Origin of the sequence: Isoptericola halotolerans (assembly GCF_013149785.1) — a bacterium.
GTDB lineage: Bacteria > Actinomycetota > Actinomycetes > Actinomycetales > Cellulomonadaceae > Isoptericola > Isoptericola halotolerans.
In genome coordinates, this window is sequence record NZ_JABEZU010000001.1 from 850,135 (window position 1) to 870,685 (window position 20,551).

The following is a 20,551-nucleotide window of genomic DNA, read 5'->3' on the forward strand; positions in this document are numbered from 1 at the left end:
GCATGGCCGACAGCACCGAGAAGAACGCGGCGCCGTCCCAGCCGCTGAAGGTCCACCACCTGCGTCCGGCTCCCGGCGCCAAGAAGGCCAAGACCCGTGTGGGTCGTGGTGAGGCGTCGAAGGGCAAGACGGCGGGTCGCGGTACCAAGGGGACGAAGGCTCGATACCAGGTTCCGGCAGGTTTCGAGGGTGGGCAGGTTCCCCTGCACATGCGCCTGCCGAAGCTCCGCGGGTTCAAGAACCCGTTCCGTGTCGAGTTCCAGGTCGTGAACCTGGACAAGCTCGCCGCGCTGTACCCGAGCGGTGGCTCCGTCACCGTCGAGGACCTCGTCGCCAAGGGCGCGGTCCGCTCCGGTCAGCCGGTGAAGGTGCTCGGGACGGGTGAGATCACCGTCAAGCTGGAGATCGCGGTCGACGCGATCTCGGCGTCCGCCAAGGAGAAGATCCTGGCGGCCGGTGGCTCCGTCTCGGAGGACTGAGAGCTGACGAAGGGCCGGCGGCGCACCTGCGCTGCCGGCCCTCCGTGCTGTCCCGGACGGGGTGACGACCGTCTCGGGAACGTCTGTCGGGAGGACCGACTTCGGGCGATCTGCTAGTTTCGTTCGACGCACGTGGCCCAGGTCACGTCCCGAGGCACGTAGAATCCGTCACGGTCCGCACTGCACGCGGCGTACGCGGCGTGTGCAGCGTTCGTCGGGTGACCGGCCGGGCCACGACCGAGTCGGTGCGTCGACGCCGCGGTTCCGACCGCGGCAGTGCGTGCCACACCTCGCCGGACCCCGGCGACACGACACCCCGCCGCGGCGGGTCAGGAGGATAGGTGCTCAGCGCATTCGGCCGGGCTTTCCGGACACCGGACCTGCGGCGCAAGCTGCTGTTCACGATCGCCATCATGGCGCTCTTCCGCGTGGGGTCTTTCATCCCGACCCCGGGCGTCGACTACGGCAACGTGCAGCAGTGCGTGGCGACCCTCGAGGGCGAGACCTCGCTGCTCGGGCTGGTCAACACGTTCAGCGGTGGCGCGCTCCTGCAGCTGTCGGTCTTCGCCCTCGGCATCATGCCGTACATCACGGCGAGCATCATCACCCAGCTGCTGCGTGTGGTGATCCCTCGCTTCGAGGCGCTCCACAAGGAAGGCCAGTCCGGCCAGGCCAAGCTGACGCAGTACACGCGCTACCTCACGATCGCGCTGGCGATCCTGCAGTCGACGACGATCGTCACCACGGCTCGCACCGGGCTGCTGTTCCCGGGCTGCGGGCTCGACGTGGTCGTCAACGACAGCTTCGTGACGGCTGCTCTGATGGTCGTGACGATGACGGCGGGGACCGGTCTGGTCATGTGGATGGGCGAGCTCATCACCGAGCGCGGCATCGGCAACGGTATGTCGCTGCTGATCTTCACCTCGATCGTGGCCAGCTTCCCCACGGCCCTGTGGTCGATCGCCGGCGGCGCCAACGGGCCGCTGAACTTCATCATCATGATCCTGGTGATCGTCCTGGTCATCGGGATGGTCGTCTACGTCGAGCAGTCGCAGCGCCGGATCCCGGTGCAGTACGCCAAGCGCATGGTCGGCCGCCGGATGTACGGCGGGACGAGCACCTACATCCCGATCAAGATCAACATGTCGGGCGTCATCCCGGTCATCTTCGCGGCGTCGATCCTCGCGATCCCCGCGCTGCTCGCCCAGTTCGGTGACCAGACCGCCGACTGGGTGATCTGGATCTCCAACAACATCGCTCAGCAGGACCAGGCGCTGTACATCGCCTTGTACGTCCTGATGATCATCTTCTTCGCCTTCTTCTACACGTCGATCACGTTCAACCCGGACGAGGTCGCGGACAACATGAAGAAGTACGGGGGCTTCATCCCCGGTATCCGTGCCGGCCGTCCCACGGCCGAGTACCTGGACTTCGTGATCACCCGCATCACGTCGGCAGGTGCGCTCTATCTCGCCATCGTCGCGCTCATCCCGACGCTGGTGCTGGTCTTCCTGGGAGCTGCGACGAACATCCCGTTCGGCGGTACGTCGATCCTCATCATCGTCGGCGTCGGCCTCGAGTTCGTGAAGCAGGTCAACTCCCAGCTGCAGCAGCGACACTACGAAGGGTTCCTCCGTTGACCGAGACGAACACCCCGACCACCCGCCGCGAGCTCCACGGCGCCCCGAGCGACGAAGGGCGAGTGACGCGACTGGTGATCATGGGCCCGCAGGGCGCCGGCAAGGGCACCCAGGCGGCGCGGCTCGCCGAGGTCTTCGGCATCCCCGCGATCTCGACCGGGGACATCTTCCGTGCGAACATCGCCGGCGGTACCGAGCTGGGCCGCCTCGCCCAGGAGTACTCCTCGAAGGGTGAGCTCGTCCCGGACGAGGTCACGGACTCGATGGTTCGCGACCGGCTCGCCGAGGAGGATGTCCACGGCGGGTTCCTGCTGGACGGCTACCCGCGCAACGCGCACCAGGTCGAGGCGTTGGACGGCATCCTGTCCGACCTGGGCTGGGAGCTGGACGGCGTCATCGAGCTGACGGCGGACCGTGACGAGCTGCTCGGGCGCATCGCCAAGCGTGCGGAGGTCGAGGGGCGTGAGGACGACACCCCGGCCGCGATCGCGCGTCGTCTGGACATCTACGACGCCGAGACGGCACCGCTGACCGCCGCGTACGCGGAGCGGGGCATCCTTGCCCAGGTCGACGGCATCGGGGAGATCTCCGAGGTCACGGACCGCATCGTGACCGCGCTCGCGCAGCAGCTCGGCTGAGCTGGCGTTGTTCCGCTCGCACCCACGGATCGAGCTCAAGAGCCTCGACCAGATGCGCCTCATGCGACGCGCGGGGCTGGTCGTGGCAGACACGCTCGCCGCGGTGCGGGCGGCCGCGCGTCCGGGCTGCACCACGAGCGACCTCGACGCGGTCGCGGCCCGGTCGATCGACGCCGCCGGTGCCGTTCCCTCGTTCCTGGGCTACCAGGGCTTCCCGGCGACGATCTGCACGTCGGTGAACGAGGAGATCGTCCACGGCATCCCGGGTCGGCGCGTGCTGGCCCCGGGGGACGTCGTCTCGGTCGACTGCGGTGCCGTCGTCGAGGGCTGGCACGGCGACTCGGCGATCACCTTCGTCCTCGGCGAGGACGGCGCGACGGACCTCGAAGACCCGGCCGGCGACGTCGACCAGGCTGACCTGGGACTGGTTCGCGCGACCCGTACGGCCATGTGGGCGGGTATCGCGGCGCTGGCGGACGGCCGCAGGGTCGGCGACGTGGGCGTGGCCGTCGAGGCGTCGGTGGAAGTGTCCGCCGACCTCCTGGGTCACGGGTACGGGATCGTCGAGGAGTACACGGGCCACGGCATCGGCACCCAGATGCACCAGCCGCCCGACGTCGTCAACTTTGCTGCCGGCGACCGGGGGCCCCGGTTGAGGCCGGGCATGTGCCTGGCGGTCGAGCCGATGGTCACGCTCGGATCGGCGACGACCGCGGTCCTCGACGACGGCTGGACGGTGGTGACGGCCGACGGGTCCCGCGCTGCGCACTGGGAGCACACGGTCGCTCTCCTCGACGGCGGGGTCGCCGTGCTGACGGCTCAGGACCTCGGCGCGGCCGGCCTGGAGCTGTTCGGCGTCCGGCCCGTCGGGTTGTGACCGACGTCAAGGTTGCTCTTCGGACTTCATGGCGTAGGATGGTCTGTCGGGTGTAGTCCGTTCGTGCGTGCCCGTCCCGAGCTCGTGGAGTCTCCGCTGAGCAGAGGATGTCGGCCTGGCTAGCGGAAGCACGCGATCCACGTTCCCGACGTCCTGTCCTGGTGCCGCCACGGACGGTCGGGGGGCGCGTGGCAGCAGTCCGTCGAGAGACACAGACGAGAGTTAGCGGAGGACATGGCAAAGAAGGACGGTGTCATCGAGATCGAGGGCAGCGTGATCGAGGCTCTGCCGAACGCGATGTTCCGCGTGGAGCTGGCCAACGGTCACAAGGTTCTCGCGCACATCTCGGGCAAGATGCGGCAGCACTACATCCGGATCCTTCCCGAGGACCGGGTCGTGGTGGAGCTCAGCCCGTACGACCTGTCCCGTGGCCGGATCGTCTACCGCTACAAGTAGTCGTCATCCCCCCACCCGATCTACATCGCCGCCTGCGCGGCCGGCCTCACGGCTCGGCCAGGGAGGCGGCGGAGGAACACTGATGAAGGTCAAGCCGAGCGTCAAGAAGATCTGCGACAAGTGCAAGGTGATCCGCCGGCACGGTCGCGTCATGGTGATCTGCGACAACCTGCGCCACAAGCAGCGCCAGGGCTGATCGCAGCAGCATGACTCCGTGGCCCGTCCTCCGGGGCGAGCCGCGCACAGCGCACCAGCACGAACCCGACCGTCCCTCCCGGGCGGCGGGGGAACCTCCGGTCCAGAGGCCGGGGCCCGCGGACCGCGGGAGGCAGGTGCGGCAGACCTCTGGAGAGCAGTACAAGGAGCCGGAAGGCACATGGCACGTCTTGTCGGCGTCGACCTCCCCCGCGAAAAGCGGATCGTGGTCGCGCTCACCTACATCTACGGCGTCGGTCGTACGCGCGCCGAGCAGGCCGTCGCGGCGACGGGGGTCTCCCCGGACGCACGCGTGAAGGAGCTCGGCGACGCCGAGCTCGTCGCGCTGCGCGACTACCTCGAGGGGAACTTCCAGCTCGAGGGTGATCTCCGTCGCGAGGTCGCCGCCGACATCCGCCGCAAGGTGGAGATCGGTACCTACCAGGGTCTGCGTCACCGTCGCGGACTGCCGGTGCGCGGTCAGCGCACCAAGACCAACGCGCGTACCCGCAAGGGCAAGAAGCGCACCGTCGCGGGCAAGAAGAAGGCCCGCTGACGTCAGCAGTCCGTGGAGCGGCCTGACCGCCGCCCCGGTCCGACGACCTCAGACCAGGAGTATTTGCACATATGCCTCCCAAGACTCGCGCAGGTGCTGCGCGCAAGCCCCGCCGCAAGGACAAGAAGAACGTCCCGCTCGGCCAGGCGCACATCAAGAGCACGTTCAACAACACGATCGTCTCGATCACCGACCCGTCGGGCGCCGTCATCTCGTGGGCGTCCGCCGGCCACGTCGGCTTCAAGGGCTCCCGCAAGTCCACGCCGTACGCCGCGCAGCTCGCTGCCGAGTCGGCCGCTCGCCGCGCGCAGGAGCACGGCGTCAAGAAGGTCGACGTCTTCGTCAAGGGCCCGGGTTCCGGTCGCGAGACCGCCATCCGCTCCCTGCAGGCGACCGGCCTCGAGGTCGGCTCGATCCAGGACGTGACGCCCCAGGCGCACAACGGCTGCCGCCCCCCCAAGCGTCGCCGCGTCTGACCGTCTGATCGCCGGCCGCACCCGGGTGCGGCGTGGGAGTGCCGAGAGGCGGCTCCCGCGCCTCGCCCGGGCCGACCGGCAACCTGCCCGGACGGGTGGACCGAGTCCCGTCCGGGACCGCGCCAGACCGCGGATCGTGATGCGTCATATAGCGGACGCACACTGAAAGGACCAACACAGTGCTCATCGCACAGCGCCCCACCCTGACCGAAGAGGTCATCTCGGAGTACCGTTCGCGCTTCTCCATCGAGCCGCTCGAGCCTGGCTTCGGCTACACGCTCGGCAACTCGCTGCGTCGCACGCTGCTGTCGTCCATCCCGGGCGCAGCGGTCACCTCCATCCGCATCGACGGTGTGCTCCACGAGTTCACCACCGTGCCGGGTGTCAAGGAGGACGTCACCGAGATCATCCTCAACATCAAGAACCTCGTCGTCTCCTCGGAGAACGACGAGCCGGTCGTGATGTACCTGCGCAAGCAGGGTGCCGGTGCGGCGACCGCGGCGGACATCGTGCCGCCCGCGGGTGTCGAGGTGCACAACCCCGACCTGCACATCGCCACGCTCAACGACGAGGGCAAGCTCGAGATCGAGCTCACCGTCGAGCGTGGACGTGGCTATGTGTCCGCCGCGCAGAACAAGGCGTTGGACGCCGAGATCGGTCGGATCCCCGTGGACTCGATCTACTCGCCCGTCCTGAAGGTCACCTACAAGGTCGAGGCCACCCGTGTCGAGCAGCGCACGGACTTCGACAAGCTGATCGTCGACGTCGAGACCAAGCAGGCCATCGCACCGCGTGACGCGCTCGCGTCGGCCGGCAAGACGCTCGTCGAGCTGTTCGGCCTCGCCCGGGAGCTCAACGTCGAGGCCGAGGGCATCGAGATCGGACCGTCGCCGACGGACACCGCGCTCGCCGCGGACCTGGCGCTGCCGATCGAGGAGCTCAACCTCACCATCCGGTCGTACAACTGCCTCAAGCGCGAGGGCATCCACCAGGTCGGTGAGCTGGTCGCGCGCAGCGAGGCGGACCTGCTCGACATCCGCAACTTCGGTGCCAAGTCGATCAACGAGGTCAAGGAAAAGCTCGCGGAGCTGGGTCTCGCCCTCAAGGACTCGCCTCTCGACTTCGACCCCTCCGGCGCGCAGTACTTCAGCGGCGGGGACGACGAGACCTCGTACACCGACGAGCAGTCGTACTGACGCACCGCGCCCGCAGCGGCCCCGCTCGACATGACGGGGCCGCGCGACGCGGTACCACCCTCAAGGAGAACCAGAAATGCCTACCCCCACCAAGGGTCCGCGGCTCGGTGGCAGCCCGGCTCACGAGCGCCTGATCCTCGCGAACCTCGCGACGGCGCTCTTCGAGCACGGCCGTATCACCACGACCGAGACGAAGGCCAAGCGTCTGCGTCCGACCGCCGAGCGTCTCATCACGCTCGCCAAGCGTGGCGACCTGCACGCCCGGCGTCGGGTGCTGACGGTCGTGCGCGACAAGTCCGTCGTGCACACCCTGTTCACCGAGATCGCCCCGGCCATGGCCGAGCGCAACGGTGGCTACACCCGCATCACGAAGGTCGGTAACCGCAAGGGCGACAACGCGCCGATGGCGGTCATCGAGCTCGTGACGGAGCCGGTCAGCCCGAAGCAGGCCGTCGTGGCCGAGGCCACCAAGGCCGCCGAGAAGTCGGCGAAGGCCGAGACGGCGGAGAAGCCGGCCGAGGAGGCGCCCGCCGCCGAGTCGCCGGTCGAGGCCGCCGAGTCCGAGGCCCCGGCCGAGGAGAAGAAGGAGGACTGAGTCCTCTCTTCTGCCAGTCTCCGAAGGCCCCGCACCACACCAGTGGTGCGGGGCCTTCGCCGTCCCTACCGTGGGTGCCATGCTCCCCGTCGTCCTGGTCCACGGCTCCCGGACGTCACGGACGATGTGGCGGCGCCAGCTCGAGGTGCTGCAGGCCGCCGGGATCCCGGCGATCGCTCCCGACCTGCCCGGGCACGGAGCGCGGCGTGACGAGAGGTTCGGCCTCGACACCGCCGTCGGGGCGGTGCACGACGCCGTCGCGGACGTCGGTGGTCGGGCACTGGTCGTCGGGCTCTCACTGGGCGGGTATGTCGCGATCGAGCATCGAGCGCGGTTCCCTGGGCAGTGTGCGGGCCTGGTCGCCGCCTCGTGCTGCACGAGCCCGACCACGCCGCTGCGGGCGGGCTGGTTGACGATCGCGCGCTGGATCGAGCGGTGGCCCGACTCCGGGGCGCGGCTCAACGAGACCCTGGTTCGGGGGCTGCTGGACGCCGAGGCCGGCCGCGACCTGGCGGCCGGAGGCTTCGCGCTCGAGGTCATGGTCGACGTCCTGCAGGAGGTCGAGCGCGTCGACGTGCGCCGTTCGCTCGCAGTGACGGACAGCCCGGTCCGGCTCGTCAACGGTCAGTGGGACCACTTCCGGGGTCAGGAGCGGTCGATGGTCGCCGCGGCGCGTGCGGGTGGGGCGGACGCGCGTCTCGTCGTCGTCCCGCGCGCGCGACACCTCGTCAGCCTGGACCGTCCGGTCGCCTTCAGCCGTGCCGTGCTGGAGGCCCATGCCGCGGTGGCGCCCCACGACACCCGTCCGGCGGCCGGTGCGTAGCGCCTCAGCCGGCGAACAGGTCCCATGCGCGTGCTCCGCCGACCAGCGCCGCCGCGTTCGGGACGACGACGACGTCGTCACCCAGCCGTGCGAGCGCCGACGGCGTGATGCGGCGTGCGTTGCCCCCACCCAGGTAGAGCCGGTCCCACCAGAAGACGGGACGCAGCCCCTCGACGACGGACACGACCCGCCGGGACCACAGGCCGTCGCCGAGGCGGCGTCGTTCAGGCTCCCCGACGTAGGCGTCGTAGGTGGTGCCGCGACGGACCGGTGCCCGGGACCACTCCAGGTGCGGGGCGAGCCGGCCGCCGTCGAACAACGCCGATCCCAGGCCGGTACCGAGGGTGAGGACGAGCTCGACACCGGACGACGCGACGACGCCGGCGCCATGGATCTCCGCGTCGTTGAGCACGAGCGCGGGCACGCCGAGTCGATCGACCAGCGCGGCCCGGACGTCGAAGCTGCGCCAGGCCGTCACGAGCTCGGGCACGACCCGGGTGCGCGGCCCCGCGCGGGTCACGTAGTGGGGCGTGTGCACCACGACGCCGTGACGCACCATCCCCGGCATGCCGAGCGTCACCCTGTCGGCGGGCGGTAGCCCGGCCGCGATGTCGGCGACGGTGTCCACGAGCAGGGTGGGCGGGAGCGGGTACGGCGTCGGGACACGGACCGGCGGCGAGTGGGCGGTACCTGCCGCGTCGAGGACGTTCGCCTTGATGCCGCCACCGCCGCAGTCCACCGCCAGGGTCATGAGATCGGCCACCACTCCATCATCCGGTCAGAATGGTGCCGTGAGCACCACGACACCCTCGGACCCCTCGGGCAGGGTTCCCGGCAGCCTGCGGGTCCGCCTCGACCTGGCCTACGCCGGGACACACTTCGCCGGGTGGGCCGCCCAGCCCGGCCTGCGGACCGTCCAGGGCGTCCTGGAGGAGGCTCTGACGACGATCGTGCGGGCCGAGCCGCTCGGCCTCGCCAGACCCCGGCTGACCGTGGCCGGCCGGACGGACGCCGGCGTGCACGCCCGGGGGCAGGTGGCGCACGTCGACCTCCCGGTCGAACGGTGGGAGGCGATGCCCGGTCGGTCGGGCCGGACCCCGGGCCGGGCACTGGTCGACCGGCTGTCCGGGCTGCTGCCGCCCGACGTCGTCGTCCATCGTGCGAGCCGTGCGCCGGCGGGGTTCGACGCGCGCTTCTCCGCGACGGCTCGGACGTACCGGTACCGGATCGCCGACCAGCACGAGCTGCGCGATCCCTTGCGGCGGGAGGGAGTGCTGTGGCACCGCCGCGAGCTCGACGTGGCGGCCATGCAGGCTGCCGCGCAACCGCTGCTCGGGCTGCACGACTTCGCGGCCTACTGCAAGCCTCGCGAGGGGGCCACGACGATCCGCGAGCTGACCAGGTTCGACTGGTCGAGGCCGGACGCCGGAGCTGACGCGGGGCTGGTGGTCGCGGTGGTCGAGGCGGACGCGTTCTGCCACTCCATGGTGCGGGCGCTGGTCGGCACGTCGCTCGCGGTGGGGGAGGGGCGGCGCGACCGGGAGGACCAGGCGCTCGTCCTGGCCGGGAGGGACCGCGCGGCCGCGGCCGCGGTCGCGCCGGCGCAGGGGCTCACGCTCGAGCGGGTGGACTATCCGCCGGACGAGGAGCTGGGGGAGCGAGCGGCGCGCATCCGGGCGCGACGCTCGCCCGACGAGCTGAGGTAGCTCACGGCGACGGTGAGCGTCTCGCCGCGAGCCTGCGCTGTGCTGCGGGCGCCGGCCTCGTCCCTCGGCCGCCACCCTGCGCGACGCTCCGGCTCACGGCTCGGTGCCGGTGGTCGCCGCGAGCCTGCGCTGTGCTGCGGGCGCCGGCCTCGTCCCTCGGCCGCCACCCTGCGCGACGCTCCGGCTCACGGCTCCTGGACCCAGTGGACGGCGGCCTCTTCCGCCGTGGCACCTGCGCCGTCGATCCCCGCGTCGGCCCCGTACACGTCGTTGTCCCGTGCCCCGTCCGCACCCGGGTCGGCGTCGCCGTCGGCGACGAGACGTCCGGCCCGCGAGGTGTCGGCCCGGCTCAGCGGGTCGCGGTCCCACGACTCCGGCTCCTCCTGCGCGAGACGCTGGTCGAGGGGCTCCCCGTGGGACTCCTCCCACTGCGTCTCGCCCCAGTGGTTCTGCCGTGGGCGGTCCGGTGGTGAGTAGCCCTCGTCGAGGAAGTCGCGTGTCCCGCGGTCCAGCAGCGTGTCCTCGGTGGGCAGCTGGTTGCCGTCGCCCTCGGTCCCGAGCTCCGGGTCCGGGCGTGTCCCTGGCGTGTCTTCCGTCATAGACTCCACGGTGCACCGCGAGCGCCGGGCGCGCAGCCCGGGACGGGACGTGAGCATCGCGACGTCGCGGTGACGCACGTCGCTTTGACCGCCGCGACGGCGTACCGCTAGACTGACCAGTCGTTGTGCTATGCCCCGGCGTCCCGCACTGTCCACGTTCCCACCGTCGGACAGTGCAAGGCCAGGACGCCGACCGGGGCCCCGCGTACAACATCTGACTCATCGGGCGCCGCTTCTCGCCCGACGACACCGACCACGAAAAAGGTTACGAACCGTGCGTACGTACACCCCGAAGCCCGGCGACATCCAGCGCGACTGGCACGTCGTCGACGCGACCGACGTCGTCCTGGGCCGCCTGGCCAGCCAGGTCGCCACCCTCCTGCGCGGGAAGCACAAGCCGACCTTCGCGCCGCACGTCGACGGTGGTGACTTCGTCATCGTCATCAACGCGGACAAGGTCGCCCTCTCCGGCAACAAGCGCGAGGACAAGCTCGCCTACCGCCACTCCGGCTACCCGGGCGGCCTCCGTTCCGTCAAGTACGGCGACCTCCTCGAGAACAAGCCCGAGGAAGCCGTGGAGAAGGCCGTGCGCGGCATGCTCCCCAAGAACACGCTCGGGCGCGAGCAGATCAAGAAGCTCAAGGTCTACCGCGGTGCGGAGCACCCGCACGCGGCCCAGACGCCCCAGCCGTTCGAGATCACCCAGCTTTCGCAGCAGGCCTGAGCCGCTGCCCGATGCCGAGCGAAGGAAACACCGTGGCTGACACCACCGTCGACACCGAGCTGGACGAGAACACGCCCAGCAGCTACACCACCGAGACCGCGGCCCCCGTGGCCAACGGCGGTCAGTCCATCACTGCCCCGGGCCAGGCCCTGGGTCGCCGCAAGGAGGCCGTGGCGCGCGTGCGCCTCGTCCCCGGCACCGGCCAGTGGAAGATCAACGGTCGCACCCTCGAGGACTACTTCCCGAACAAGGTGCACCAGCAGCTGGTCAACGACCCGCTGAAGCTCGTCGAGGTCGAGGGGCGTTTCGACGTCATCGCCCGCATCACCGGCGGGGGCCCCTCGGGCCAGGCCGGTGCGCTGCGACTGGGCATCTCGCGTGCCCTCAACGCGATCGACCAGGACGCGAACCGCGCCGCCCTGAAGAAGGCCGGCTTCCTCACCCGCGACCCGCGTGCGGTGGAGAGCAAGAAGGCCGGTCTCAAGAAGGCCCGCAAGGCTCCGCAGTACTCGAAGCGCTGACCTGTCGCTTCCGCGCACGGCCCCGTCGGTCTCTCCGGCGGGGCCGTCCGCATGTCCGGACGCACTACGATCGTCCGAGCGCCCACCCCTCCGAGAGGATCAGAACCGATGGCACGACTCTTCGGCACCGATGGTGTCCGTGGCCTGGCCAACCGTGACGTGACGGTCGAGCTCGCGCTCGACCTCGGCAGCGCCGCCGCGCACGTGCTGGGTTCGCGCACCGTGCCAGGGCACCGGCCCAAGGCGGTCGTCGGACGGGACCCCCGTGCGTCGGGCGAGTTCCTGTCGGCTGCGGTCTCGGCAGGTCTGGCGGCTTCCGGCGTCGACGTCGTGGACCTCGGTGTCGTCCCCACGCCGGCGCTGGCCTACCTCGTGAGCGCGATGCACGCCGACCTCGGGGTCATGGTGTCCGCCTCGCACAACGCCATGCCGGACAACGGCATCAAGTTCTTCGCCCGGGGCGGCCTGAAGCTCGACGACAGCGTCGAGGACGAGATCGAGGCCGCGCTCGGCAACGGCTGGGAGCGCCCGATCGGTGCCGAGGTCGGGCGCATGCGCGTCGACACGGGCATCGCGGCCGAGCAGTACGTCGAGCACCTGACCGCGAGCATCGGCACGACGCCGGACCACCGGCCGCTGGAGGGCCTGCGCATCGCGGTGGACGCCGCCAACGGGGCGGCGAGCCAGGTCGGGCCGGACGCCCTGCGCGCGGCGGGTGCCGACGTCGTCGTCATCAACGCCAGCCCCGACGGGCGCAACATCAACGAGAAGGCCGGGTCCACGCACCCCGAGCAGCTCCAGGCCGTCGTGGTGGCGGCGGAGGCGGACTTCGGTGTGGCGTTCGACGGGGACGCCGACCGCTGCCTGGCCGTGGACCACGGGGGCGTCCTCGTGGACGGCGACCAGATCCTCGGGATCCTCGCCAAGTCCATGAAGGACGACGAGCGGCTCCCGGGGGACACGCTCGTCGTGACCGTGATGAGCAACCTCGGCCTGCTGCTCGCCATGAAGGACGCAGGGATCAGCACCGTCCAGACGGGCGTCGGTGACCGGTACGTGCTGGAGGAGATGCGGGCGCACGGCTACGGCCTCGGCGGCGAGCAGTCCGGTCACATCATCCTCGCCGAGCACGCCACGACGGGCGACGGCGTCCTCACCGCGCTCCACCTCGCCGCCCGCATCCAGGCGACCGGCCAGCGGCTCGCCGACCTCGCGACCGAGATCCCCCGGCTGCCGCAGACGCTCGTCAACGTCAAGGGCGTCGACAAGGCGCGCGCCTCCACCGACGAGGACCTCCTGGCCGCCGTCGCGAGCGCCGAGTCGCTGCTGGGTGAGACCGGCCGCGTGCTGCTGCGCCCGTCGGGCACCGAGCCGGTCGTGCGGGTCATGGTCGAGGCCGCGACCCAGACGCAGGCGGAGGGCGTCGCGGAGACGCTCGCCGCCGTCGTGCGCGAGCGCCTCGGTCTGTGAACCACTGGGGCGGTGACCCGGTGCCGGCGCTGGTGGAGGCGGTGGGCGACCTGCTCGACGTCGCGTACGCCCACCCCGAGACACCGGGGGTCCTGCCGATCGTGCAGGCCGGGGACCCGGTCCTGCGCAGGCCCGCCACGGCCTACGACGGCCAGCTCGGCGACCTGCTCCCGCGGCTGCTGGACGCCATGCGTCGCACGATGCACGCCGCACCCGGGGTCGGGCTCGCCGCCCCGCAGATCGGCATCGGGCTGGCCCTGGCCGTCTGCGAGGACGCCGGCATGCCCGGGGACGAGCGGGACCGAGAGCCGTTGCCGTACCGCGTGCTGGTCAACCCTGGCTACGCACCTGTCGACGACGACGGCGCGCCGGTACCGCCGTCCAGCACCGCGGGGTCGGTCGCCTTCTACGAGGGCTGCCTGTCCGTGGACGGGTGGCAGGCCGTCGTCGCGCGACCGCGCCGTGTCCGGCTGTGGTGCCAGGACGAGACCGGCGCACCGGTCGACGAGGTCCTGCGCGGGTGGCCGGCACGCATCGTGCAGCACGAGACCGACCACCTCCACGGTGAGCTGTACCTCGACCACGCCGAGCTCCGCTCGCTCACCTCCCACGCGAACCTCGCGCGCCACTGGTCCGCGTCCCCCGACCCGGCCCCCGCCGCCGAGGCGCTCGGATTCACCCTGCCGTGAGCGCCCCCGACGCCACCTGCGGGCGGCGCTGGACAGATGCTGTGAAGCCGGCGTGAACGTTCGTCGCTCAGGGCCGGACCGGGGGGATCCCTGATGTTCGCACCGCCGCGGCGCCTCTACGCTGGTACCCGCGGCACCGGATGGTGCCGTCGCCGCCGCCGGACCGTACCGGCTGACGAACGAGGGACCGCGTGCCGGGAATCACCGCGATGCTGAGCCAGGTGGAGGCCTGGATCCTCGAGATCGCCGCATCCGTGTGGATCTACCCCGCGATGTTCGCCTCGGCGTTCATCGACGGGTTCTTCCCCCCGGTCCCCAGCGAGTCCGTGCTCGTCACCCTCGTCATCTCGGCCCAGGCCACCGGCGTGCCGTGGCTGTGGTTGATCATCCCGATCGCCGCGGTCGGGGCCTGGCTGGGGGACCAGACCGCCTACTTCCTGGGACGCCGCTACGGCACCGAGCGCCTCCTGGCGATGCGGAGCAGACGCGGACGCAAGACCGTCTCGTGGGCACGACGCGCGCTGGCTCGTCGCGGCGCCGTCTTCATCATCGCGGCGCGGTACGTCCCTGTCGGCCGGGTGGCGGTCAACATGACGGCCGGCGCCCTCGGCTACCCGCAGCGACGCTTCATGGCGTTCTCCGGTGTCGCCGCCGTGCTCTGGGCCGGGTACTCGACGCTCATCGGGATCGCGGCCGCCGAGGTGCTCGGGCACGACCCGCTGCTCGCGATGGTCGTCGGCGTGGTCGGCGGTGGTGTCCTCGGCCTCCTCGTGGACCGCGTCGTCCAGGTCTTCACCCCCCGCGAGGAGGTCCTGGAGGAGATGCGCCACCAGGTCCCCGTCGGGGTGGCGGCCGCGGACCGGCCTGCCGACGACGGCGAGCCCTCAGAGCTTGCGTAGGCGGACCCGCTGGACCGAGTGGTCCGAGCCCTTCGTCAGCACGAGGGTGGCGCGTCCCCGGGTGGGCAGCACGTTCTGCTCGAGGTTGGGGGCGTTGATCGACTCCCAGATGCTCAGCGCCCGCTGCGTCGCCTCCGCGTCGGACAGGTCGGCGTAGCGGCGGAAGTACGACTCCGGCCGGCTGAAGGCGGTGCGGCGCAGCTTGAGGAACCGGTCGACGTACCACTGGCGGATGTTGCGCGTGCGGGCGTCGACGTAGATCGAGAAGTCGAAGAAGTCGCTCACGGCCACCGTCGGGTCGGTGGCCGAGGTGGGACGAGCGGGCTGCAGCACGTTGAGCCCCTCGACGATGAGGACGTCCGGGCGGTGCACCACCGCCTCCTGGTCCGGCACGATGTCGTAGACCACGTGCGAGTACACCGGGGCGTAGACCTCCGGGTGACCGGCCTTGACCCGGGACAGGAAGCGCACGAGCGCCCTGCGGTCGTACGACTCCGGGAAGCCCTTGCGGTCCAGCAGGCCCCGTCGTTCCAGCTCGGCGTTCGGGTAGAGGAAACCGTCGGTCGTGATCAGCTCGACGTGCGGGGTCTCGGGCCAACGCGCCATCATCTCCCGCAGCACGCGCGCCGTGGTCGACTTGCCGACCGCCACGGACCCGGCGACACCGATCACGTACGGCGTGCGGGGCGGCTCCTCGCCGAGGAACGTCGACGTCGCCTGGTGCAGCCCGGCCGTCGCCGTGACGTACAGGTTGAGCAGCCGCGACAGCGGTCGGTAGATCGCGTCGACCTCGGCCAGGTCGATCGGGTCGCCGAGGCCCCGCAGCCGCGCGACGTCGTCGTCGGTGAGCGGCAGGGGCGTCTGCTCGGACAGTCCGCTCCACGCCGGCCGGTCGAAGTCGACGTAGGGCGAGGCCGGCGCGAGCCGGGGCAGGTGCTCCGACAACGGAGGGAGCGACGGTGGCTCGCCGTTCGCAGGAACGGGTGCCGTGGGCGAGGAGGTCACCGGTCGATTCTGCCCGAGGTCCCCACCGGCGACGCAAACCACCGATCGACGACCTCCGTGGCGGCGTCGTCCAGCGCAGGTCCGGTGCACCCGGCGTGGGTAGACTCCCGCGCATGTGTGGCATCGTCGGATATGCGGGCCCGGGGACCGGGCGCCGCACGGAGCAGGACGTCGATCTCGGCCCGGGGCCGTCGCAGCGGCCGCTCGAGGTGGTGATCGAAGGGCTGCGACGGCTCGAGTACCGCGGCTACGACTCCGCGGGCGTCGCGCTCGTCGGGCCGGACACCGAGGATGTCGCCTTCGCCAAGAAGGCGGGCAAGCTCGTGAACCTGCGGACCGAGCTCGCCGACCGTTCGCTGCCCGCCGCGACGGCCGCCGTCGGGCACACGCGGTGGGCCACCCACGGCGGGCCCACCGACGGCAACGCGCACCCGCACCTGGCCGACGCCGGCCGCCTCGCCGTCATCCACAACGGCATCATCGAGAACTACAGCGAGCTGCGCCGCACGCTCGCTGCCGAGGGTGCGACGTTCCGCTCGGAGACGGACACCGAGGTCGCCGCCCACCTGCTGGCCCGTGAGTACCGTGCGGCCGGCGACCTCACGGCGGCGATGGTCGCCACCGCCGGTCACCTGCGCGGCACGTTCACCCTGCTGGCCGTGCACGCCGACGCGCCCGACACCGTGGTCGGCGCGCGGCACGACTCGCCGCTCGTGGTCGGGCTGGGCGAGGGGGAGAACTTCCTCGGGTCCGACGTCGCGGCGTTCGTCGCGCAGACGAAGGAGGCCATGGAGCTCGGGCAGGACCAGGTCGTCACCATCACGCCGACGTCGGTGTCGGTGGTCGACTTCGAGGGCCGACCCGCCGAGGGCAAGCGGTTCACCGTCGACTGGGACGCCGCCGCGGCCGAGAAGGGTGGCTTCGAGTCCTTCATGGACAAGGAGATCCACGACCAGCCGCAGGCGGTGGCCGACACGCTGCGGGGTCGGACCGACGCGGACGGGCGCATCGTCCTGGACGACCTGCGCATCGACGAGGCGGTGCTGCGCTCCGTCGACAAGATCATCGTCATCGCCTGCGGGACCGCCGCCTACGCCGGGCACGTGGCCAAGTACGCCATCGAGCACTGGTGCCGCATCCCGGTGGAGGTGGAGCTCGCGCACGAGTTCCGCTACCGGGACCCGATCGTGGACGCCCAGACGCTCGTCGTGGCGATCTCCCAGTCCGGCGAGACCATGGACACCCTCATGGCCGTCCGGCACGCCCGCGAGCAGGGCGCCAAGGTCCTCGCCGTCGTCAACACCAACGGCTCGACGATCCCGCGCGAGTCGGACGCCGTGCTCTACACCCACGCCGGTCCCGAGATCGCGGTGGCCTCGACCAAGGCGTTCCTGGCGCAGATCACCGCGGCCTACGTGCTCGGCCTGTACCTGGCCCAGCTGCGGGGCAACAAGTTCCCCGACGAGATCGCGACGACACTCGACGAGCTGCGGGACATGGCGCGCAAGGTGCAGACCGTCATCGAGCGTGGGGAGTACGTCCGCGCCACCGCACGGTCCATGAAGGACGCCGACAAGGTGCTCTTCCTCGGCCGGCACGTCGGGTACCCCGTGGCGATGGAGGGCGCGCTCAAGCTCAAGGAGCTCGCGTACATCCACGCCGAGGGGTTTGCCGCCGGTGAGCTCAAGCACGGGCCGATCGCCCTGATCGACGACGGGCAGCCGGTGTTCGTCGTCGTCCCGTCGCCGCGGGGGCGCGACCAGCTCCACTCCAAGGTGGTCTCCAACATCCAGGAGATCCGGGCGCGGGGGGCACGCACGCTGGTCATCGCGGAGGACGGCGACGACGACGTCCGGCCCTACGCCGACGAGATCTTCTGGATCCCGAAGGCTCCGACGCTGCTGCAGCCGCTGCTCGCCGTCGTCCCGCTGCAGATCTTCGCGATGGCGCTCGCCACGGCCAAGGGCCTGGATGTCGACCAGCCCCGCAACCTCGCCAAGTCCGTCACCGTCGAGTAGCCCTCCCGTGGTGCCGAGCATTCGATGGCGGCCCGTCCGGTCGATCGGACGGGCCGCCATCGCATGCTCGACCGTCCTCAGGGCATGATCGGCACCATGAGCGAGTCGAAGAACGGTGCGCAGGCAGCCCCGGCGACGTTGGCCGGACTGGCCGACGAGCTCGAGCGCAAGTGGTTCCGCTGGCGGCACCTCGCCGAACCGCAGGACGAGGCCGGGGTGCGCCGATGATCATCGGGGTGGGGATCGACGTCGTCGACGTCGAGCGGTTCATGGCCACGCTGGAGCGCACGCCGCGGCTGCGCGAGAAGCTCTTCACCGTCGAGGAGCGTGACCTGCCCGCCTCGTCGCTCGCCGCGCGGTTCGCTGCGAAGGAGGCCATCGCCAAGGCTCTCGGTGCTCCGGGGACCATGCACTGGCACGATGCGACCGTGCATCGGGTGGTCGGCGGTCCGCCTGAGGTGGAGCTGCGGGGCACGGTGCAGGCACGGGCCGACGAGCTGGGTGTGCGGCACTGGCACCTGTCGATCTCCCACGACGCGGGGATCTCCTCGGCCATGGTGATCGCCGAGGGCTGACCCCCTTGGCGCCGAGCATGCGGTGACGGCCCGTCCGCGGTGGCAGACGGGCCGTCACCGCATGCTCGACGGTTGCCGGGGCATGCTCGGCGGAGGAGCAGGGTCCACGGGCGGCGGCGGTCAGGATCTCAGCGCGCGCCGCACCGTCCCGGCGATCGAGCCGAGGTCGCGCGACGTGAACCTCAGCAGGTCCACCGCCCCGGTGCCGGTGAGGAGATTCTGCCGGCGGCGGTCGGCAAAGAGCGCCGTGGGTGAACCGTGGACGTCGAGACCGTCCATCTCCACGACGAGCCACCGACCGCCGGCGCGCCACCAGGCCATGTCGCCGCGCGCCACGACCCGGCCCGAGCCGTCGACCAGGGGCAGCTGGAGCATCGTCGGTGGCACACCGGCCTCGATGCACTCCCACCGGGCGAACGACTCCAGGGGCGACTCGGCCCGGGCGTCCGCCTCGCTCCACAGCACATGACGGCTCGCCACACCTCGGCGGCCACGGGCGTGCTCGTGCGACCGCAGCAGGGACGCCCGGGACACGGCCCCGGTCCGCAGTGCAGCGTCCAGCACGGCGAGGCCGTAGCGGTGCGGCAGCTCGGGCACCGACTGGGCGAGGGCCCACTCGACGCTCACCGCCCGGCAGCCGGGCATCTCGACGACCACCATGCCGTCGTCGAACTGGCGCAGGGAGACTCCTTCGCGGTTCCGTCGGTTCACCGCACCCGGCAGGGCAGCCTCGGCCGGGATGGTCCGGGGGAGCCCGGCGATCCCGTGCAGCGCGAGGGCGCAGCGGCCGACGGCGACCGCGTCCGGTCCGAAGGTGAGCATCGCGAGCCAGGCCGATCGCCGTCGTCGGGCATCGAGGTCCGACGCCGGTGGTGCCGCGTCGCGGACCTCGTAGACCTGGCGGGCCACACGGCGCCAGCGACATCGTGCCACCAGCCCGCGGACGTCCTTGTCGCTCAGCCCGAGCTCTCGGCACTGGTCGAGAGCGACCAGGCCCGACTGGTGCAGTGCCAGCCGGTGCAGCGCCGAGGGCGTCTCTGCTCGTGGATGCATGGCCTGCATCCCAGCAGCCGGGCTCGGGGGGCGGGCACCGGTGTGGCGGTTCTGTGGACGGAGGTCCATGGTGGGCGGCCTCGTTCCGCCGGACCGTGTGCTCGCCGACCATACCCTACGGCCCGCCGACCATGCGATGGCGGCCCGTCCGCGGAGGCAGACGGGCCGCCATCGCATGGTCGGCGCAGCAGGAGGAGAGAGAGGAGGAGGGGTCAGTCCTGGAGCTCGGGGATCACCTGCCGCTGGAACAGCTCGATCTGGTCGCGGTCCCGGGCGGCGTCGGCGAAGTACGTGATCGCGTAGGTCATGCCCAGCGACCTCATCTCCGTGAGCTTCTCGACGATCTGCTCCGGTGTCCCGACCATGAGCCCGTGGCGCCACAGCGAGCTCTCACGGTGTCCCTTGTCACCGGGCGCGTACCGGGCGAAGTGGTCGTCGATCCACGCGAGCTTGTCGTCGATCGCTGCCTGGTTCTCGCCGATCACCACGTTGTAGTTGGCCGAGCGGGTGATCTCGCCGAAGTCCCGCCCGACGTCGCGGCAGTGCTCCTCGAGGATCCTCGACCTGTGCGCGAACTCCTCCGGGCTGCCCGAGAAGTTCGTGTACTGCGCGTGCTGCGCGGCGATGCGCAGGGTCTTCTTCTCGCCGCCGCCCGCGATCCACAGCGGGATGCTCGGGACCTCCGCGCCGCCGTCCCCGACGGGCAGCTGCTGCAGCGGCTGCGGGTAGCACAGTGCCCCGTCCACCTGGTACCGCTTGCCCTCGAAGGTGCCGGACGACCCGGTGCGCCACATGCGCTCCATGATCTGCACGCCTTCGTCCAGCGCACGCAGCCGCTCCCCGGCGGTGGGGAAGCCGTAGCCGTACGCCCGCCACTCGTGCTCGTACCAGCCCGCGCCGATGCCCATCTCGACGCGGCCGCCGGAGATCGCGTCCACGGTGGAGGCGACCTTCGCCAGGTAGGTCGGCTCGCGGTAGGCCATGCAGGTGCACATCTGCCCGAGCCGCACCCGCTGGGAGGCGGCGGCGAAGGCGGCCATGAGCGACCAGGCCTCGTGCGTCGCCTCGGTGCTGGCGACCGGGACGGTGTGGAAGTGGTCGTAGACCCACACCGACTCCCAGGCGAACTCGCCGCCCGGGACGGCCTCGCCGGCCGCGGCGTTGTCGGCGTAGTGGAGGAGAGACAGCATCGTCTCCCAGTGCTGCTCCGGGGGGATGTCGGTGAGCGACATACGCCAGCCCTGCGGGATGAAGAGTCCGAATCGCATGCCGCGAGCCTAGTCCGGTCGTGCCTGCGGCGCGCCCCTCGTCCGTGCCTGCGGCGCGCCCCTCGTCCGGGCGCGCGTCGTGGCACGCTGGAC

General features: G+C 71.1%; 25 protein-coding genes. 20 read left to right on the forward strand and 5 right to left on the reverse strand.

Annotated features, from left to right (window positions below; all coding sequences use genetic code 11):
* Positions 1-2 precede the first annotated feature (2 nt).
* From rplO to HDG69_RS04100, 11 genes are all read left to right on the forward strand, one after another.
* The gene (gene rplO / locus HDG69_RS04050; protein ID WP_216645143.1) at positions 3-479 is read left to right on the forward strand and encodes a 50S ribosomal protein L15; all 477 of its coding nucleotides are present in this window, start codon (positions 3-5) and stop codon (positions 477-479) included.
* Positions 480-820: 341 nt separating this feature from the next.
* The gene (gene secY / locus HDG69_RS04055; RefSeq protein ID WP_171782460.1) at positions 821-2,119 is read left to right on the forward strand and encodes a preprotein translocase subunit SecY; all 1,299 of its coding nucleotides are present in this window, start codon (positions 821-823) and stop codon (positions 2,117-2,119) included.
* 80 nt (positions 2,120-2,199) lie between these two features.
* The gene (locus HDG69_RS04060) at positions 2,200-2,757 is read left to right on the forward strand and encodes an adenylate kinase (RefSeq protein ID WP_171783159.1); all 558 of its coding nucleotides are present in this window, start codon (positions 2,200-2,202) and stop codon (positions 2,755-2,757) included.
* Positions 2,758-2,764: 7 nt separating this feature from the next.
* Complete coding sequence (map, locus tag HDG69_RS04065; RefSeq protein ID WP_171782461.1) at positions 2,765-3,634, forward strand: type I methionyl aminopeptidase; 870 nt, start codon at positions 2,765-2,767, stop codon at positions 3,632-3,634.
* A 234-nt stretch (positions 3,635-3,868) separates the two neighbouring features.
* A complete protein-coding gene (gene infA / locus HDG69_RS04070; protein WP_012877432.1) occupies positions 3,869-4,090 on the forward strand; it encodes a translation initiation factor IF-1 in 222 nt (73 codons plus the stop codon).
* Positions 4,091-4,172: 82 nt separating this feature from the next.
* Positions 4,173-4,286, forward strand: coding sequence for a 50S ribosomal protein L36 (rpmJ, locus tag HDG69_RS04075; RefSeq protein ID WP_003956441.1), 114 nt, complete (start codon positions 4,173-4,175; stop codon positions 4,284-4,286).
* Between the two features lie 180 nt (positions 4,287-4,466).
* On the forward strand, positions 4,467-4,841 hold the full coding sequence (rpsM, locus tag HDG69_RS04080) for a 30S ribosomal protein S13 (protein ID WP_171782462.1): 375 nt from the start codon (positions 4,467-4,469) through the stop codon (positions 4,839-4,841).
* Positions 4,842-4,912: 71 nt separating this feature from the next.
* Complete coding sequence (gene rpsK / locus HDG69_RS04085; protein ID WP_106267278.1) at positions 4,913-5,317, forward strand: 30S ribosomal protein S11; 405 nt, start codon at positions 4,913-4,915, stop codon at positions 5,315-5,317.
* Between the two features lie 179 nt (positions 5,318-5,496).
* The gene (locus HDG69_RS04090; RefSeq protein WP_171782463.1) at positions 5,497-6,513 is read left to right on the forward strand and encodes a DNA-directed RNA polymerase subunit alpha; all 1,017 of its coding nucleotides are present in this window, start codon (positions 5,497-5,499) and stop codon (positions 6,511-6,513) included.
* A 76-nt stretch (positions 6,514-6,589) separates the two neighbouring features.
* Entirely contained in the window at positions 6,590-7,108 is a 519-nt protein-coding gene (rplQ, locus tag HDG69_RS04095) for a 50S ribosomal protein L17 (RefSeq protein ID WP_171782464.1), read from the forward strand.
* A gap of 79 nt (positions 7,109-7,187) precedes the next feature.
* Complete coding sequence (locus HDG69_RS04100) at positions 7,188-7,931, forward strand: alpha/beta fold hydrolase (RefSeq protein WP_171782465.1); 744 nt, start codon at positions 7,188-7,190, stop codon at positions 7,929-7,931.
* Between the two features lie 4 nt (positions 7,932-7,935).
* On the opposite strand, the gene HDG69_RS04105 is transcribed toward HDG69_RS04100, so the two are convergent.
* Positions 7,936-8,682: an ROK family protein gene (locus HDG69_RS04105; RefSeq protein WP_171783160.1), complete on the reverse strand. Its 747-nt coding sequence runs from the start codon at positions 8,680-8,682 to the stop codon at positions 7,936-7,938.
* Positions 8,683-8,722: 40 nt separating this feature from the next.
* Here HDG69_RS04105 and truA point away from each other — a divergent pair, with 40 nt between their 5' ends.
* Positions 8,723-9,637: a tRNA pseudouridine(38-40) synthase TruA gene (gene truA / locus HDG69_RS04110; protein WP_343036235.1), complete on the forward strand. Its 915-nt coding sequence runs from the start codon at positions 8,723-8,725 to the stop codon at positions 9,635-9,637.
* A gap of 185 nt (positions 9,638-9,822) precedes the next feature.
* Here the strand turns inward: truA and HDG69_RS04115 are convergent, their stop codons facing one another.
* Positions 9,823-10,236, reverse strand: coding sequence for a DUF5709 domain-containing protein (locus HDG69_RS04115; protein WP_171782467.1), 414 nt, complete (start codon positions 10,234-10,236; stop codon positions 9,823-9,825).
* A 274-nt stretch (positions 10,237-10,510) separates the two neighbouring features.
* Between HDG69_RS04115 and rplM the strand changes: the two genes are divergently transcribed.
* The 5 genes from rplM (at position 10,511) to HDG69_RS04140 (ending at position 14,539) form a co-directional block, all read left to right on the forward strand.
* The gene (gene rplM, locus HDG69_RS04120; RefSeq protein WP_343036236.1) at positions 10,511-10,960 is read left to right on the forward strand and encodes a 50S ribosomal protein L13; all 450 of its coding nucleotides are present in this window, start codon (positions 10,511-10,513) and stop codon (positions 10,958-10,960) included.
* A 32-nt stretch (positions 10,961-10,992) separates the two neighbouring features.
* Positions 10,993-11,481, forward strand: a complete 489-nt coding sequence (rpsI, locus tag HDG69_RS04125; protein WP_343036237.1) for a 30S ribosomal protein S9 — start codon at positions 10,993-10,995, stop codon at positions 11,479-11,481.
* A gap of 108 nt (positions 11,482-11,589) precedes the next feature.
* Entirely contained in the window at positions 11,590-12,951 is a 1,362-nt protein-coding gene (gene glmM / locus HDG69_RS04130; protein WP_171782470.1) for a phosphoglucosamine mutase, read from the forward strand.
* Entirely contained in the window at positions 12,948-13,640 is a 693-nt protein-coding gene (locus HDG69_RS04135; RefSeq protein ID WP_171782471.1) for a peptide deformylase, read from the forward strand. Before glmM ends, HDG69_RS04135 begins: the two co-directional genes overlap by 4 nt.
* Before the next feature lie 191 nt (positions 13,641-13,831).
* Positions 13,832-14,539 (forward strand): DedA family protein, encoded by a 708-nt coding sequence (locus tag HDG69_RS04140; protein ID WP_343036238.1) that lies wholly within the window; start codon positions 13,832-13,834, stop codon positions 14,537-14,539.
* On the opposite strand, the gene coaA is transcribed toward HDG69_RS04140, so the two are convergent.
* Positions 14,525-15,472, reverse strand: coding sequence for a type I pantothenate kinase (coaA, locus tag HDG69_RS04145; protein ID WP_171783162.1), 948 nt, complete (start codon positions 15,470-15,472; stop codon positions 14,525-14,527). The genes HDG69_RS04140 and coaA overlap by 15 nt on opposite strands.
* 185 nt (positions 15,473-15,657) lie before the next feature.
* Here coaA and glmS point away from each other — a divergent pair, with 185 nt between their 5' ends.
* From glmS to HDG69_RS04155, 3 genes are all read left to right on the forward strand, one after another.
* Positions 15,658-17,562, forward strand: coding sequence for a glutamine--fructose-6-phosphate transaminase (isomerizing) (glmS, locus tag HDG69_RS04150; RefSeq protein ID WP_171782472.1), 1,905 nt, complete (start codon positions 15,658-15,660; stop codon positions 17,560-17,562).
* Between the two features lie 96 nt (positions 17,563-17,658).
* Positions 17,659-17,790 (forward strand): hypothetical protein, encoded by a 132-nt coding sequence (locus tag HDG69_RS19305; RefSeq protein ID WP_281360120.1) that lies wholly within the window; start codon positions 17,659-17,661, stop codon positions 17,788-17,790.
* Positions 17,787-18,137, forward strand: a complete 351-nt coding sequence (locus HDG69_RS04155; RefSeq protein ID WP_171782473.1) for a holo-ACP synthase — start codon at positions 17,787-17,789, stop codon at positions 18,135-18,137. The genes HDG69_RS19305 and HDG69_RS04155 overlap by 4 nt, the downstream gene beginning before the upstream one ends.
* A 120-nt stretch (positions 18,138-18,257) precedes the next feature.
* Here the strand turns inward: HDG69_RS04155 and HDG69_RS04160 are convergent, their stop codons facing one another.
* Entirely contained in the window at positions 18,258-19,190 is a 933-nt protein-coding gene (locus HDG69_RS04160; RefSeq protein ID WP_171782474.1) for a hypothetical protein, read from the reverse strand.
* 212 nt (positions 19,191-19,402) lie between these two features.
* Positions 19,403-20,458, reverse strand: a complete 1,056-nt coding sequence (locus tag HDG69_RS04165; RefSeq protein WP_171782475.1) for an LLM class F420-dependent oxidoreductase — start codon at positions 20,456-20,458, stop codon at positions 19,403-19,405.
* Between the last annotated feature and the right edge of the window lie 93 nt (positions 20,459-20,551).